Origin of the sequence: Streptomyces sp. NPDC047000 (assembly GCF_040644295.1) — a bacterium.
Lineage (GTDB): Bacteria > Actinomycetota > Actinomycetes > Streptomycetales > Streptomycetaceae > Streptomyces.
In genome coordinates, this window is sequence record NZ_JBEYWE010000014.1 from 77,216 (window position 1) to 92,399 (window position 15,184).

Genomic DNA, 15,184 nt, shown 5'->3' on the forward strand with positions numbered 1-15,184 from the left:
CGTTGCGAACAGGTGACCGTGTCATGACGGCGTACCAGGGTCCTCGCCCGACACGCCGGGCAACTCGGTAAGGTTGTGGCAGGCTGCACCCGGGCAGGCCACACTCGACTAGCGGAAGCAGCGACGCACGTGACGTCGGCAGGCACCACCCGGGAGGTCCCCATGCCCGAACTGCGTGTCGTGGCCGTCTCGAATGACGGCACACGGCTGGTGCTGAAGGCTGCGGACAGCACGGAGTACACGCTTCCGATCGACGAGCGCCTCCGCGCCGCCGTGCGCGGCGACCGTCCACGCCTCGGCCAGATCGAGATCGAGGTGGAGAGCCATCTCCGCCCCCGAGACATCCAGGCGCGGATACGCGCCGGCGCGACCGCGGAAGAGGTCGCGCAACTCGCCGGCATCCCCGTCGACCGGGTACGGCGTTTCGAGGGACCGGTGCTCGCCGAGCGCGCCTTCATGGCGGAGCGGGCCCGCAAGACCCCGGTGCGCCGTCCCGGGGAGAACGCGGGACCGCAGCTGGGCGAGGCCGTGCAGGAGCGGCTGGTGCTGCGCGGTGCCGAGAAGGACTCCGTCCAGTGGGACTCGTGGCGCCGCGACGACGGCACCTGGGAAGTTCTGCTGGTCTATCTGGTCGCGGGCGAACCGCACGCGGCGAGCTGGACGTACGACCCGCCGCGGCGGCTGGTCCAGGCCGTGGACGACGAGGCCCGCTCGCTGATCGGCGAGGCGGACGATCTCGCCGCGCCGGAGCCGAGCTTCCCGTTCGTCCCGCGTATCGCACGGCTGCCGCGGGACCGCGGCCTAGACCGGCCCGAGCGTCCCATGCTTCCGGCGGCCGAGTCCGACGAGGAGGGCTCCGGCGAACGCGACTCGCTGACCAGCCTGCTGGAGGCGGTGCCCAGTTTCCGGGGCGACCTGGTCGTACCGGAGCGTCCGGCGGAGCCGTCCGAGGAGCCTGACCAGGAGCCCGTGGCGGAGGAGCCCCCGGCGCCCGCCGCGTCGGCCGGGTCCGCCTACGCCGACGTCCTCATGCCGCGCGCCGTCAGCAGTCACCGCGACCGGCTCATCGGCGCCACGGACCGTCAGGCCGAGGCGGACGGCGTCCGTCCGGGCCGCCGGGCGGCGGTGCCGAGCTGGGACGAGATCGTGTTCGGGACCCGGCGCAAGAAGCAGGAGTAGCCGACCGTACGAGGAGGAGGGGCCGCGTCACCCGCACGCGGCCCCTCCTTTCCCGACCCCGGCCGGCCCCGGCGTCCTCGCCCGGTCGGCGGATCGACGGCTGACGCTCCCTTTCAGGCCCGAGCGCTTCATGACGGCGCGAAACCGTCTTCCGGCAGCCGGACCGCCGACGCCCGGCGGGGCGCCACCCGCCAGACGGGCGGACGGCAGCCACGAGAGCGCGTCCGGCCGATCGGCACCGCCGTCCGGCCCTGCTCGGCGCACCCCCTGAGCCCGCCGCCGGCGTCGGGGCCGGGTGCCGTCCCTACTGCGGGTCCGGGCCCACGGCGACCGGACGCCTCGGGTCCGACGACCACTCGGACCACGAACCGACGTACAGCTCCGCCGGAATGCCGGCCACCGCGAGTGCGAGGACCTGGTGCGCCGCGGAGACCCCGGAACCGCAGTAGACGCCGACCCGCGCCCCGTCGGCCGCGCCCAGCGCGGCGAAACGCGCCCGCAGCTCCTCGACCGTCAGGAATCGGCCATCCGCGGCCACGTTCCCGGCCGTGGGCGCGGAGACGGCGCCCGGAATGTGCCCTCCGATCCGGTCGATCGGCTCGACGTCCCCCCGGTACCGTTCCCCCGCACGCGCGTCGAGCAGCACACCGGAACGCGCCAGGCCGGCCGCCGTATCGGCGTCCAGGAGGCCGTCGGCGGCGGGGACCGGGACGAAGTCGCCCTCGGCCGGGACGTGTTCCCCGGTCTCCAGCGGTCCCTCCCAGGACGGCAGTCCGCCGTCGAGGACTCGCACGTCCGGGTGACCCGTCCAGCAGAGCAGCCACCACGCGCGGGCCGCCGCCCAGCCCTGCCCGCCGTCGTGCACGACCACGGGGCGGTCCCGCGACACGCCCGCACGGCGCATGGCGGCGCCGAATTCCGCCAGGTCGGGAAGGGGATGGCGGCCCCGGCCGCCCGGGGCCGCGGCCAGTTCCCGGTCGAGGTCGACGTAGACCGCGCCGGGGATGTGCCCGGCGGCGTACTCGGCCCGGCCGTCGAAGGGCGGCCCGCCGTCGGTCCTGGCCGCGGTCAGCTGCCAGCGGACGTCGAGCACGGTGGGCGGGGTCTCCGACTCCAGCGCGTCCGCGAGCCGGGACGCGGTGATGATGGCTTCCATGGTCACCATCCTTACGTCAGGGGTGGCCGCCTCGTCCAGGTCGGGCTACTCTGCTCCGCCAACAGTCTCGATCACCGGGCGTACCGGATCGGGCACATGCTGTACGGACGACCGAAATTCGACGGCTGCCACCCGGGTGACGGGTGGGACACCACAGGCCGGGCATCTATCCCGCGAGCCCGCGCGCGTCTGCGGCGCGGCAGGGCGTGCGGTGCCGCCGGTGGTGCGAGCATCGGCACGGGCATGCGCGCGGTTGCTGTACGCGGGTTGCGGAGAGCGGAAGCGACACGGCCACCACAAGGGGCCGAGGAAAGAGTGACGATGACCGACGCACGTGCATCGGCGGATCCGAACGGCGACACGCACGCCCTTCGCCCGCCCGGCACACCCTGCTGGGTGAGTCTCATGGCGCACGCGTTGGAAGCGACCCAGGAGTTCTACGGCACCCTGTTCGACTGGGAGTTCATCGAGGGCCCACGGCAGCACGGCCCCTCCCTGCGGGCCCTGCTCGACGGACAGGACGTGGCGGGCATCGGCCAGCTGCCGCCGGACCGTCAACTCCTCGTCGCGTGGACGCCGTACCTGGCCTCGGACGACGTCGATCTCACCGCAGAAACGGTGCGGCTGTGCGGCGGCACGATCGGGGTGGGCCCGCTGGACGAGGCCGACGCGGGCCGCATGGCGATCGGCTCCGATCCGTCGGGCGCCGTGTTCGGCATCTGGCAGGGGGCACGGCACCTGGGCACCGGCATCACCGGCGTGCCCGGCACACCCGCCTGGCACGAGCTGGTGACCTACGAGACGGAGAGCGTCGCCAAGTTCTACCGGACCGTGTTCGGTTACGAGGAGCAGGCGGTGGAGTCCCCCGGGCTCGACTACCTGACCCTGTCCGTCGGCGGCAGGCAGGTGGCCGGCATCCACGGCGCCGGTGACGCCGTGCCGCGCGACCGGGGACCGTACTGGATGACGTACTTCCAGGTGGCCGACACCGACAAGAGCGTGCGTCAGGTCACCGACCTCGGCGGCCGGCTCCTCGAACCGGCCCACGACAGTCCCCACGGCCGGGTGGCCACGGTGGCCGACCCCGGGGGCGCGGTGTTCTCGCTGATCCAGGACCCGCGCTGAGGCGACCCCCGGCACACGGCCGGGTGGACGGGGCTGTTCAGGACGGGGCCGACCGGACGGGACCCGGTGGACGGGACCCGGTGGACGCACCGGGTCAGGACGGGTGCACGGGGAGCACGTCCGGGGACAGGGCCGCCGCCCGGGCCGTCGCCGCCGTCATGCGGCGGCGGTGGTGACGGCGGCACAGCACCTCGTAACCGATCTCGTCCGGGGACTGGTCGACGTCGCCGACGACCACCTGGGCGCCCTCGACGACCATCTCGCCGCCCACCGTACGGGCGTTGTGCGTGGCGCGTGCGCCGCACCAGCACAGCGCCTCGACCTGGAGGACCTCGACCCGGTCGGCCAGTTCCACCAGCCGCTGCGAACCGGGGAAGAGCTTGGAGCGGAAGTCGGTGGTGATGCCGAAGGCGTAGACGTCGATGGCGAGATCGTCGACCACGCGCGCGAGCTGGTCGATCTGCTCGGGTGCCAGGAACTGCGCCTCGTCGGCGATCACATAGTCGGCCCGGCCACCCTGGGAGAGGTGGTCGACGAGGTAGACGTACAGGTCCTGCCCGTCGCCGACCTCCACCGCGTCGGTGACCAGGCCGAGGCGGGAGGACAGCTTGCCCTCACCGGCACGGTCGTCCCGCGTGAAGATCATACCGGCGAGGCCGCGCGAGGAGCGGTTGTGTTCGATCTGGAGAGCCAGCGTCGACTTCCCGCAGTCCATCGTTCCGGAGAAGAACACCAGCTCGGACATGGGAGGTTGAGCACCTTTCGGCGGAACGTGAACGGGGCGTGCGGGGTCGGGAGGGCGGGCGGCTGCTTCAGGGTGTGCGTATCAGGGCGTGCGTACTTCGAGGAGCGGGACCAGTTGCTCCGCCGGGGTCATGGAGCCGTGGTTGCCGACCATCGCCGACTCCTTGGGCTCCCGTTCGGAGGCGATGATCAGCACGTCGTCCCGGGCGGCCGCGACCACGTCACCGAGCCGGTCGTGGACCCGTTCGTCGACCTGCGGGCCGAACCAGCCCGTCGCGATCGCCTCCTCCCGCGAGGCCACCCAGAACTGCTCGCCCAGCACCTCGCGCCAGCAGGTCAGCACGTCGTTCGCGGCACCCGGCACGGCGTAGACATGACGGGCGCGGCCCTCGCCGCCGAGCAGGGCGACCCCGGCGCGCAGCTCCCAGTCCTCGTCGAAGTCGATGCGGTGCTGCTCGTCGAACGGCACGTCGACCATGCCGTGGTCGGCGGTGACGTACAGCGCGCTGCGCGGCGGGAGCTGCTCCGCGAGCCGCTGGACCAGCCGGTCGACGTACATCAGCTGGCCGCGCCAGGTGTCGGAGTCGACACCGAAGCGGTGGCCCGCGCCGTCCAGTTCGGAGTAGTACGTGTAGACCAGGGAGCGGTCGCCCGCGGCGAGCTGCGCGGCGGCGAGGTCCATACGGTCCTCGCCGGACAGCCGGCCGTGGAACGTTCCGCCGCTGAGCGCGACCTTGGTCAGCGGGGTGGCCTCGAAGGCCGGCGACGACACCTGCGCGGTGTGCACGCCCGCCTCGTGGGCCTGCCGGAAGACCGTGGGGTACGGCTGCCACTCACACGGCGCCGACCAGGGCTGCCAGCGCAGCTGGTTCATCAGCTCGCCGGTCGCCGGGTTGCGCACCGTGTAGCCGGGCAGGCCGTGCGCGCCCGGGGGCAGGCCGGTGCCCACGGAGGCGAGGGAGGTCGCGGTGGTCGCCGGGAAGCAGGCGGTGAGGGGACGGCCGGTGCCGCCGCGGGAGCTTGCGAGCAGCGAGGTGAGGAAGGGGGCTTCCTGCGGGTGCTGCCGCAGCTGCTCCCAGCCGAGGCCGTCGATCAGGAACACGCAGTTGCGGTCGGCGGGGGTGAGTTCCGCGATCGCCGCGACGGCGCCGGGGACGGCGAGGCCGGCGGCGAGGGTGGGCAGCAGATCGGCCAGTGAGCCGCTGCCGTACTCGGGCAGCGGCGCGGTGTGCGGTGCGAGCGTCTCGGGCTCGTCCCAGTTCCCGGGGGACGGGACGGGACGGCCGGGGTCGTGGGCGGCGGGGGGCGAGGGGTGCGACATCAGCGGCTGGTGTCCGCGGTCGCCTCGGAGAGCGCCTGCGCGAAGGCCAGCGCCTGGCGCACCGTCTCCGGGCCGTCGCCGGCCTCGCTGACGCGCAGGCTCAGGTCGTCCGCCGTCGAACTGCCGGTGTAGCCGTGGTCGGCCTCGCAGTTGGGATCGCCGCAGGCGGCCGGCTCCAGGTCGAGCCGGGAGACGGCGCCCCAGCCGATGGTCAGCACGACCTCGCGGGGCAGGGTGCCCGGCACGTACTGCTCGGGGTTGGCGACCACCCGGCTGACGACCACGGAGGAGATCCGGCCGAGCTTCACGGACTCCGTCGAGGTGGTCGCGTACGGCGTCGGGGAGGTGGTGTCGGCGGCCTGCTCGTCCGTGTGGCTGACGATGAACCGGTTGTGGGTGAGGACCAGCACGGTCACGTGCCTCCGCACCTCGTTCTGGTCGAACGTGGTCTCCTGGTGGACCAGGTACGACCGGATGGGCTCGCCGCCCACGGCGGCCTCCACCGCCTCGGCCACGAGGGCCGGGTAGTAGCCGCTGCGCTCGATCGCCGCGCGCAGCCCCTGGGTCGACGTACTGGTCTTGGCCATGACGTCCATCCTACGGGGGTGCGCTGACTGCGAGGGACCTGTCAGCCGTCGCCCCGGCACGGCGGGGGTGTCCGGTTCGGTCAGTAGGCCGGCAGGGTGCGCGGGCCGAGGTCGTCGCGGGCGGGCGGCCGGGCGAGGCGCACCGTGGCGCCGAGCACGCTCAGGCCGTGCTGGGCGACGACGACGGGTTCGAGGGAGACCGCGACGACCTCCGGGTGGTCGTCGACCAGCCGTGACACGCGCAGCAGCAGTTCCTCCAGGGCGGCCGAGTCGACGGGCGCGGAGCCGCGCCAGCCGAACAGGAGCGGTGCCGTCCGGACGGACCGGATCATCGAGGCGGCGTCCCGGTCGGTGACGGGGACCAGCCGGTGCGCCATGTCCCCGAGCAGCTGGGAGGCGGCTCCGGCGAGGCCGAACGACAGGACGGCGCCCGCCGCGGGGTCGATCACGGCGCGTACGACGGTGTCGACGCCGCGCGGTGCCATCCGCTGGACGACCGGCCGCAGTTCCACGGGTGAGCCGAACAGCTCGGTCAACTCGCCGTACGCCCGCCGCAGTTCCCGTTCGTCCGCGAGTTCGAGGCGGACCCCGCCGAGGTCGGCGCGGTGGCGCAGATGCGGGGCGGTGGCCTTGAGGGCGACGGGGTAGCCGAGGGTGCGGGCGGCCTCGGCGGCGGCGTCGGGGGTGGCCGCGGGCAGCGCGCGGTGCACGTCGATGCCGTACCGGCCCAGCAGTTCGCAGGTCTCCTCGTCGCTGAGCGTCAGTCCCTGTCCGCGTGCGAGAAGGGTGCCGATGACGGTGGCGGCGCCCTTCTCGTCGACGTCCTCGTGGTCGGGCACCTTGCCGGGTACGGCGGCGTCGGCCCGCCACTGTGCGTAGGTCACGGCTTCGGCGAGAGCCCGGACGGCCCGCTCGGCGGCGGGATAGGCGGGGATGAGGCGGGAGTGGACGTGACGGGTCGCGGTGCCCGTGGCGCCGGGGGCCGTGGCGCCGGGGGCCGTGGCGGTCGTGCTGCCGGGGGCCGGTGGGGCGGGCGCGGGCTCGGCCGTCGTACCGGGCGTGGGCTCGGGCTCCGGCCCGGTGCCGGTGTCGTCGTCGGTCCGGGGGCCGGTGCTCGCGGCGGTGGACAGGGCCGCGGCGAGTCCGCCGAGTTCGACGTGCACCACGAGGACCGGTTTCCCGGGGACCTGCCAGGCGGCCGACTGGAGGGCCTCGGCCAGGGCGGTGTCCCCGCTGGCCCCCTCGCCGACCGCGGGTATGACGGTCACGACCACCGCGTCGCACTCGTCGCCGGCCAGGGCCTTCGTCAGGGCGGCGTGGAAGTCGTCCGCCGAGGCGCCCGTCGTCAGGTCCAGCGGGCGCAGCGGCTTCAGCCCCTCGGCGAGGCAGGCGTCGTAGGTCAGCAGGCCCAGCGACTCGGAGTTGCCGAGGATCGCCACGCGCGGGCCGGCCGGCAGCGGCTGCCGGGCCAGGAGCAGACCCGTGTCGACGAGTTCGGTGATCGTGTCGACGCGCATCACGCCGGCCTGCCGCAGCAGCGCGGAGACGGTCGCGCGCGGCAGGCGCGTCGCACGTACGGCGTGTCCCGTGGGGACGGAGCCCGCGCCCTGGACGACGACCAGCGGCTTGACCGCCGCGGTGCGCCGGGCGAGGCGGGTGAACTTGCGCGGGTTGCCGATGGTCTCCAGGTACATGAGGACGACGTCGGTGTCCGGGTCGTCGTACCAGTACTGCATGAGGTCGTTGCCGGAGACGTCCGCGCGGTTGCCGGAGGAGACGAAGGTGGACACGCCGGTGACCCCGGTGACGCCGCCGCCGCGCCGGTGCAGCCGCGCCAGCAGGGCCACGCCGATGGCGCCGGACTGGGCGAACACCCCGATGCGGCCGGGGCGCGGCAGGGCGGGGGCGAGGGAGGCGTTGAGCCGTACGCCGGGTGCGGTGTTCATCACCCCGAACGCGTTGGGGCCGACGATGCGCATCCCGTACGCGCGCGCCTGCCGGACGAGTTCGCGCTGGCGCTGCAAGCCCTCGGGGCCGCTCTCGGCGTACCCGGCGGAGAGCACGACGAGGCCCTGGACACCGTGTTCACCGCACTCGGCCAGGACGCCGGGAACCTGCTCGGCGGGTACGGCGATCACGGCGAGGTCGACCGGGCCCTCGATCTCCCGCACCGAGCGGCGGGCGGGGACGCCGTCGAGTTCCCGCTGTCCCTCGGGAAGGGCACGGTTCACGGCGTACAGGCGGCCGGTGAAACCGGCGTCCCGGATGTTGTCCAGGACGTCGCGGCCCACGCCGCCGGGAGCCCGGCCGGTGCCCACGACGGCGACCGCGCCCGGCGCCAGCAGACGCCGCACGGAGCGGGCCTCGGCACGCTGCTCCCGCGCGCGCTGGACGGCGAGCGAGCGGTCCGTGGGCTCGATGCCGAACTCCAGGTGCACGACGCCGTCCTCGAAGCTGCGCTTCTGGGTGTAGCCGGCGTCCGTGAACACCTTGATCATCTTGGTGTTGGCGGGGAGCACCTCGGCGACGAAGCGGCGTATGCCGCGCTCGCGCGCGACGGCGGCGATGTGCTCCAGGAGGGCGGAGGCGACACCGCGGCCGTGGTGCGCGTCCTGCACCAGGAAGGCGACCTCGGCCTCGTCCGCGGCTCCGGAGGCGGGCATCCCGCCGGGGCCGATGCGGTCGTAGCGTACGGTGGCGATGAACTCTCCGCCGACGGTGGCGGCGAGTCCCACCCGGTCCACGAAGTCGTGGTGCGTGAAACGGTGGACGTCCTTCGCGGACAGGCGGGGGTAGGGCGCGAAGAAGCGGAAGTACTTCGACTCGTCGGAGACCTGCTCGTAGAAGCTGACCATGCGGCCGGCGTCGTCGGCGGTGATGGGCCGGATCCGTGCGGTGCCGCCATCGCGCAGCACCACGTCGGCTTCCCAGTGGGCGGGGTACTCTTGCCGGTCCGGCGAGCTCTGCATGCGCCCCAGCGTACGGCTCGCGTACGACAACGGCGCGAGACGGTCCCCGAGGCGGCCAGGGAGGGCCACGGGGAGCCGCGGCGACCGGTGGGGGCCGGCCGGGGTGCCGGACCGGGTCCGGGTCACGGTGCGGTGACGACAGGGACAGTCCGGACGGAACGGATGAGCCGGACGTCCTGGACAGGTGTGGACGGGTCGGACCAACCGGACGGGCCGTACGGCCCGTCGAGGCACCTCCGCCGATATGGAACACTGGTCTAGACAACGCTGAGAACCTGAAGGGCAGCATCACATGGCTGAGCGCCGCGTCAACGTCGGCTGGGCCGAGGGCCTCCACGCCCGTCCCGCTTCCATCTTCGTCCGGGCCACCACGGCCACCGGCGTCCCCGTGACGATCGCCAAGGCCGACGGCAACCCCGTCAACGCGGCGTCCATGCTGGCCGTCCTGGGCCTCGGCGCCAAGGGCGGCGAGGAGATCGTCCTCGCCTCCGACGCCGAGGGCGCGGACGCCGCGCTCGACCGGCTGGCCAAGCTGGTTGCCGAGGGGCTCGAGGAGCTTCCGGAGACGGTCTGAACCGCCCCGGCACCGCACGACGGAGCCGCGCCGCCCTGACGGGTGGCGCGGTTCTGTCGTTTCCGCGTCCTCGACGGCGGCCCGGGAATTATCACGGGCATGACCCAGGCCCGGGACCCGGGGCCAGGCATCCGTAAACCGGGCACGCAAAAGGCGCACCGGCGTAATACACCGGCGCACGGGAATTCGGGCAGCGGAAAACAGATCCCTGCGGAATACCACTTCTTTGTATACGGCGGCCGTGTTAAAGCCGCAGACCCGTCATGTTTACGGGAGGTTGCGAAGTCCTCACGCGGTCCGGCCGGTCCGGTCCGCCGGGGAAACGCAGCCGGTGCGCGGCCGTCGCGCGCTCGGTGTGCAGGGCGGTGACGGCCCGCGCGCGCTCGCTGTCGCCGCGCGCCACCGCGTCCACGATGGCCCCGTGCTCGGCCCAGGAGTCCACCGGGCTGGCGGGCGCGTCCACCGTGTACATCCAGGCGATCTTGTGCCGGAGCTGGGTGAGCATCGACGTCAGGGCGTGGCTGCCGGAGGACTGGGCGAGCGTCTCGTGGAACCAGCCGCCCAGCGAGCGCAGATCCTCGCTGTTGCCCCGCCGGGCGCGTTCCTGGCCCAGCCGGACCAGGCCGCGCAGCACCTTCAGATGGGCCTCCGTGCGGCGCTGGGCGGCCCGGGAGGCGCCGAGCGGCTCCAGGAGCATGCGCATCTCCAGCAGGTCGGCGGCCTCGTGCTCGGTCGGCTCGGCCACGCACGCGCCCGCGTGCCGCCGGGTGACGACGAAGCCCTCGGCCTCCAGCGTGCGCAGCGCCTCGCGGACGGGGACGCGGGAGACGCCGTAGCGGCGGGCGAGGAGTTCCTCGGTGAGGCGGCTGCCGCGCTCGTAGACACCGGCGACGATGTCGTCCCGGATAGCGGTGCACACCGAGTGCGCCGGAATACGCATGACCGACCTCCGCCTTAATCCCCGTGAAACGTCGACGATCGAGTTGTGCTGACGTGTGTTCCGTGACTCTATGGCAACGGGACGGAATTTCCGACGGCGGGCCGGAATCCGGGGATATTTTTTGGACAGCGGGCCACCGGAAAACCGAAAGCCCCGGCTCGGACGAGCCGGGGCTTCCCGGGGACGTGATGTACCGCACTCCGCGCCGGGCGCGGGACGGCGGCTGCCGGCTGCCGGTGCCGGATGTTCACATCGTGCCGGCGGGGCGGGCGACGGGTGTCAGATGCTCACACCGTGCTGACGCAGGTACGCGACGGGGTCGATGTCGGAGCCGTACTCCGCGGTCGTACGGGCCTCGAAGTGGAGGTGCGGTCCCGTGACGTTGCCGGTCGCGCCGGACAGGCCGATCTGCTGGCCCGTGACGACCTGCTGGCCCACGGACACCGCGATGGACGACAGGTGGCCGTACTGCGTGAAGGTGCCGTCGTTCATCCTGATGACGATCTGATTGCCGTACGAACCTCCCCAGCCGGTCTCGACGACGGTGCCGTAGCCCACCGCGTGGACGCTCGTGCCGCTGGCGGCGTGGAAGTCGATGCCGGTGTGCGCGCCGGAGGACCACAGGGCGCTGCTGGCCTGGTAGCCGGTGGAGACGTACGAGTGGGAGATCGGCGCGACGAAGGTGTTGAGGCGCTTGCGCTCCGCGTCGCGGGCGGCGCGCTCCTTGGCCTCACGGGCCTTCTCCGCCAGCTCGGCCGCGCGCTTGCGGGCGGCCTGCTCGGCCTCCTTGCGCGCGGCTGCCGCCTGCTGGGCGGTGGCCTGGGCGTCGATCGTGTCGGCGACCGTGTCACCGAGGGCGACGACGGGGATGAGCCCGCTCGTCTCGAGCGCGTTCTGCGCGGGGTCGCCGGCCGCGAGTGCGGGGGCCGCGAGGGTGCCCACCACGCCGCTGGTGGCGAGGGCCGCGACACCCGCGGCCTGGGTGGTGGAACGCTTCATCCGGCTGGGCCGGCGGTGCTTCCCGGGGGCGCACGACGCCATGAAGGGGCTGGTCCTTTCCTTCCCTCTCGCCTACCGGGTTAGCTGACGGGTTCGGAGCAGGAAGGTCTCCTACGGACCCCCTCGCTGTACGCGCGGGCGTCCGATTCACCCCGGGGGACTGTGGGTCCCCGGCTCCCCCGGCTCGCGCCGTACGGGGACTCGGCGATGGCTGTCCGCTGCCGCGGATGCGGCGTGCTGCGTGACGGACAGGCCGGGACGACGCTAGACGGGGCGGCTTTCGGTCCTCAAACGGATCACATCTTTTGTAGCGCACGCCACAGGGCATACAGGTTGCCTCTCCCGTAAATCGGGCATACGCCCACCCCTGCTGACGGCCGGTGGGCGGACAGGAGCCCTGACGGCCGGGCCGTCCGGCCGTCAGGGCTCACCCGCGCGCGGTGCTACTCCGCCGTGACGACCGTGACGTCGCCGATACCGAGGGCCTCGACGGGCTCCCTGATCTGTGCCGCGTCGCCGACGAGGACCGTCACCAGACGGTCCACCGGGAAGGCGCTCACGACCGCCGCGGTGGCCTCCACGGTGCCGGTCGCGGCGAGCTGCCGGTAGAGCGTCGCCTGGAAGTCGTCGGACAGGTACTGCTCGACCTGGTCGGCCAGCGTGCTCGCCACGGCGGCGGCGGTCTCGTACTTCAGCGGCGCCACGCCGACGAGGTTCTGCACGGCGACGTCCCGTTCGGCGTCGGTCAGCCCCTCCGCGGCGAGCGTGCGCAGCACCGTCCACAGGTCCTGCAGTGCGGGACCGGTGTTCGGCGTGTCGACGGAACCGCTGATGGCGAGCATCGCGGCGCCGGTGCCGTCCGGCGCGGACCGCAGGACCTGCCCGAACGCCCGCACACCGTAGGTGTAGCCCTTCTCCTCGCGCAGCACACGGTCCAGGCGCGAGGTCAGGGTGCCGCCGAGGCAGTACGTGCCGAGCACCTGGGCCGCCCACGTCCGGTCGTGCCGGTCGGGACCGGTGCGGCCGATGAGCAGCTGCGTCTGGACGGCACCGGGCCGGTCCACGATGACGACGCGGCCGGTGTCGTCGGACGTCACCGCGGGCACCGGACGGGGCCGGGCCGGGGCACCGCTCCAGCCGCCCAGGGTGTCCGCGAGCAGCTCGTCCAGGTCGACGCCGGTGAGGTCGCCGACGATCACGGCGGTGGCCGTCGCGGGGCGCACGTACCGCTCGTAGAACCGGCGTACGGCCGCGGCGTCGATCTTCTCGACGGTCTCCTCGGTGCCCTGGCGCGGGCGCGACATGCGGGCGGTCTCCGGGAAGAGCTGCCGGGACAGCTCCTTGGCGGCCCGGCGCGCCGGGTTGGCCAGCTCGTGGGGGATCTCGTCGAGACGGTTGCGCACCAGGCGCTCGACCTCGCTGTCGGCGAACGCGGGCGCCCTCAGCGCGTCGGCGAGCAGTCCGAGCGCCTTGGGGAGCCGGGAGACCGGGACCTCCAGGCTCAGCCGGACGCCGGGGTGGTCGGCGTGCGCGTCGAGCGTGGCGCCGCAGCGCTCCAGTTCGGCGGCGAACTCCTCGGCGGAGAGCGTGTCGGTGCCCTCCGAGAAGGCGCGCGCCATGATCGTGGCGACACCGTCGAGGCCGGCCGGCTCGGCGTCGAGCGGCGCGTCGAGCAGCACCTCGACGGCGACGACCTGCTGGCCGGGGCGGTGGCAGCGCAGCACCGTCAGGCCGTTGTCCAGCGTGCCGCGCTCCGGCGCGGGGAAGGCCCACGGCCTGGCCGTGCCCGCCTGGGGCCGGGGGTGGAACTCCATCGTGGCGAGCTCGGTCACTTGGCCGCCTCCTCGTTGTCGTCGGTGGCTTCCACGGTCGCCGCGGACTCGGGGTCCTCGGTGCGTTCGGCTTCCTCTGCGGACTCCTCCTCGGCGCCGGCGACGGGCTCGTAGACGAGGACCGCGCGGTTGTCGGGGCGCAGGCGGGCCTTGGCGATCTCCTGGACCTCCTCGGCGGTGACCTCGAGGACGCGCCCGACGGCGGTGAGGGCGAGCTGCGGGTCGCCGAACAGCACCGCGTAGCGGCACAGTTCGTCGGCGCGGCCCGCGACCGTGCCGAGCCGGTCCAGCCACTCCCGCTCCAGCTGGGCCTGGGCGCGCTCCATCTCCTCGGGGGTGGGGCCCTCCTCGGCGAACCGGGCGAGCTCCTCGTCGATGGCGGCCTCGATCACCGGGACCTCGACGTCGCCGGACGTCTTCACGTCCAGCCAGCCCAGGGAGGGCGCCCCGGCCAGCCGCAGCAGACCGAACCCGGCGGCCACGGCGGTACGGTCGCGCCGTACCAGCCGGTTGTAGAGGCGGGAGGACTCGCCGCCGCCGAGGACGGTGAGCGCCAGGTCGGCGGCGTCGCAGGCGCGCGTGCCGTCCTCCGGCAGCCGGTAGGCGGCCATCAGCGCGCGGGCCGGCACCTCCTCCACGACGACCTCGCGCTGCTGGCCGCCCATGACGTCCGGCAGCGAGCCGTCACGCGGCGCGGGCTTGCCGTCGTGCGACGCGATGGACCCGAAGTACTTCTCGACCCAGGCCAGCGTCTCGGCCGGGTCGATGTCGCCGACCACCGACAGGACGGCGTTGCCCGGCGCGTAGTACGTGCGGAAGAACGCGCGCGCGTCCTCCAGCGTGGCCGCGTCCAGGTCCGCCATCGAGCCGATGGGGGTGTGGTGGTAGGGGTGGCCGTCCGGGTAGGCGAGGGCGGTGAGCTTCTCGAAGGCGGTGCCGTAGGGCACGTTGTCGTAGCGCTGGCGGCGCTCGTTCTTCACGACGTCGCGCTGGTTCTCCATCGACTCGTCGTCCAGGGCGGCGAGCAGGGAGCCCATGCGGTCGGCCTCCAGCCAGAGCGCGAGCTCCAGCTGGTGGGCGGGCATCGTCTCGAAGTAGTTGGTGCGCTCGAAGCTGGTGGTGCCGTTGAGCGAACCGCCCGCGCCCTGCACCAGTTCGAAGTGGCCGTTGCCCTTCACCTGGGCGGAGCCCTGGAACATCAGGTGCTCGAAGAGGTGAGCCAGACCGGTGCGGCCCTTGACCTCGTGGCGCGAGCCGACGTCGTACCAGAGGCACACCGCCGCCACGGGGGTCAGGTGGTCCTCGGAGAGCACCACCCGCAGACCGTTGGCCAGGCGGTGCTCGGTCGCTGTCAGGCCCCCGGAGCCTGCCTCAGCTGTGGCCGTGTGACCCATGGGCATGTACGTCCCTTCGCTCGCGGAGCTGTGGCGGCGGCTGTGGCCGGAACCACAGGATCCCGCCGGTCCTGCCACTGTATGCAAGCGTGCGGTGCCGCGGCGAAGTTCCCGGAGGCCGTACGCCGAGAGCGAGACCGGCCACCGCGCCCGCGGAGGTGCGGGGGGAGGTGGTCGCGGGGCCGGGTGCGCGGGTGGGACGCGGTCCCGGGACGGCGGACGCTGCGGGCCCGCCGCGGAGGCGCGACGGCGGCGGGACGGCCGTGCCGCGGAGGCGGCGCGGAGGCGGCGCGAGGCCCCGGGCGGTACGGTCCGGGGTCCGCGGCGGTACGGTGCAGGCCGCACGGCGGTACGGTGCAGGCCC

General features: G+C 73.5%; 12 protein-coding genes and 1 riboswitch. Of the genes, 3 read left to right on the top strand and 9 right to left on the bottom strand.

Features of this window, described 5'->3' with window-relative positions; all coding sequences use genetic code 11:
- Positions 1 to 162 precede the first annotated feature (162 nt).
- The gene (gene sepH, locus ABZ862_RS22380) at positions 163 to 1,179 is read left to right on the top strand and encodes a septation protein SepH (protein WP_360960684.1); all 1,017 of its coding nucleotides are present in this window, start codon (positions 163 to 165) and stop codon (positions 1,177 to 1,179) included.
- A 304-nt stretch (positions 1,180 to 1,483) separates the two neighbouring features.
- On the opposite strand, the gene ABZ862_RS22385 is transcribed toward sepH, so the two are convergent.
- A complete protein-coding gene (locus ABZ862_RS22385) occupies positions 1,484 to 2,335 on the bottom strand; it encodes a sulfurtransferase (RefSeq protein ID WP_360960686.1) in 852 nt (283 codons plus the stop codon).
- 321 nt (positions 2,336 to 2,656) lie between these two features.
- On the opposite strand from ABZ862_RS22385, the gene ABZ862_RS22390 reads away from it, so the two are divergent.
- The gene (locus ABZ862_RS22390) at positions 2,657 to 3,460 is read left to right on the top strand and encodes a VOC family protein (RefSeq protein WP_360960687.1); all 804 of its coding nucleotides are present in this window, start codon (positions 2,657 to 2,659) and stop codon (positions 3,458 to 3,460) included.
- Between the two features lie 94 nt (positions 3,461 to 3,554).
- Here the strand turns inward: ABZ862_RS22390 and ABZ862_RS22395 are convergent, their stop codons facing one another.
- From ABZ862_RS22395 to ABZ862_RS22410, 4 genes are all read right to left on the bottom strand, one after another.
- Complete coding sequence (locus ABZ862_RS22395) at positions 3,555 to 4,205, bottom strand: thymidine kinase (RefSeq protein ID WP_360960689.1); 651 nt, start codon at positions 4,203 to 4,205, stop codon at positions 3,555 to 3,557.
- Between the two features lie 81 nt (positions 4,206 to 4,286).
- A complete protein-coding gene (locus tag ABZ862_RS22400) occupies positions 4,287 to 5,525 on the bottom strand; it encodes a nucleotide pyrophosphatase/phosphodiesterase family protein (protein ID WP_360960691.1) in 1,239 nt (412 codons plus the stop codon).
- Positions 5,525 to 6,121: a DUF5998 family protein gene (locus tag ABZ862_RS22405; RefSeq protein ID WP_360960693.1), complete on the bottom strand. Its 597-nt coding sequence runs from the start codon at positions 6,119 to 6,121 to the stop codon at positions 5,525 to 5,527. Before ABZ862_RS22405 ends, ABZ862_RS22400 begins: the two co-directional genes overlap by 1 nt.
- 71 nt (positions 6,122 to 6,192) lie before the next feature.
- The gene (locus tag ABZ862_RS22410) at positions 6,193 to 9,081 is read right to left on the bottom strand and encodes a GNAT family N-acetyltransferase (protein ID WP_360960695.1); all 2,889 of its coding nucleotides are present in this window, start codon (positions 9,079 to 9,081) and stop codon (positions 6,193 to 6,195) included.
- 292 nt (positions 9,082 to 9,373) lie between these two features.
- Here ABZ862_RS22410 and ABZ862_RS22415 point away from each other — a divergent pair, with 292 nt between their 5' ends.
- A complete protein-coding gene (locus ABZ862_RS22415; protein ID WP_360960697.1) occupies positions 9,374 to 9,655 on the top strand; it encodes an HPr family phosphocarrier protein in 282 nt (93 codons plus the stop codon).
- 244 nt (positions 9,656 to 9,899) lie between these two features.
- Here ABZ862_RS22415 and ABZ862_RS22420 read toward each other — a convergent pair whose 3' ends face one another.
- From ABZ862_RS22420 to ABZ862_RS22435, 4 genes are all read right to left on the bottom strand, one after another.
- Complete coding sequence (locus ABZ862_RS22420) at positions 9,900 to 10,595, bottom strand: GntR family transcriptional regulator (RefSeq protein ID WP_360960698.1); 696 nt, start codon at positions 10,593 to 10,595, stop codon at positions 9,900 to 9,902.
- A 279-nt stretch (positions 10,596 to 10,874) separates the two neighbouring features.
- Positions 10,875 to 11,636: a M23 family metallopeptidase gene (locus ABZ862_RS22425; protein ID WP_360960700.1), complete on the bottom strand. Its 762-nt coding sequence runs from the start codon at positions 11,634 to 11,636 to the stop codon at positions 10,875 to 10,877.
- A 12-nt stretch (positions 11,637 to 11,648) separates the two neighbouring features.
- Positions 11,649 to 11,811, bottom strand: a riboswitch (cyclic di-AMP (ydaO/yuaA leader).
- A 226-nt stretch (positions 11,812 to 12,037) separates the two neighbouring features.
- Positions 12,038 to 13,426: a pitrilysin family protein gene (locus ABZ862_RS22430; protein WP_360960702.1), complete on the bottom strand. Its 1,389-nt coding sequence runs from the start codon at positions 13,424 to 13,426 to the stop codon at positions 12,038 to 12,040.
- Positions 13,423 to 14,826, bottom strand: a complete 1,404-nt coding sequence (locus tag ABZ862_RS22435; protein ID WP_360960704.1) for a pitrilysin family protein — start codon at positions 14,824 to 14,826, stop codon at positions 13,423 to 13,425. Before ABZ862_RS22435 ends, ABZ862_RS22430 begins: the two co-directional genes overlap by 4 nt.
- Positions 14,827 to 15,184: the final 358 nt, after the last annotated feature.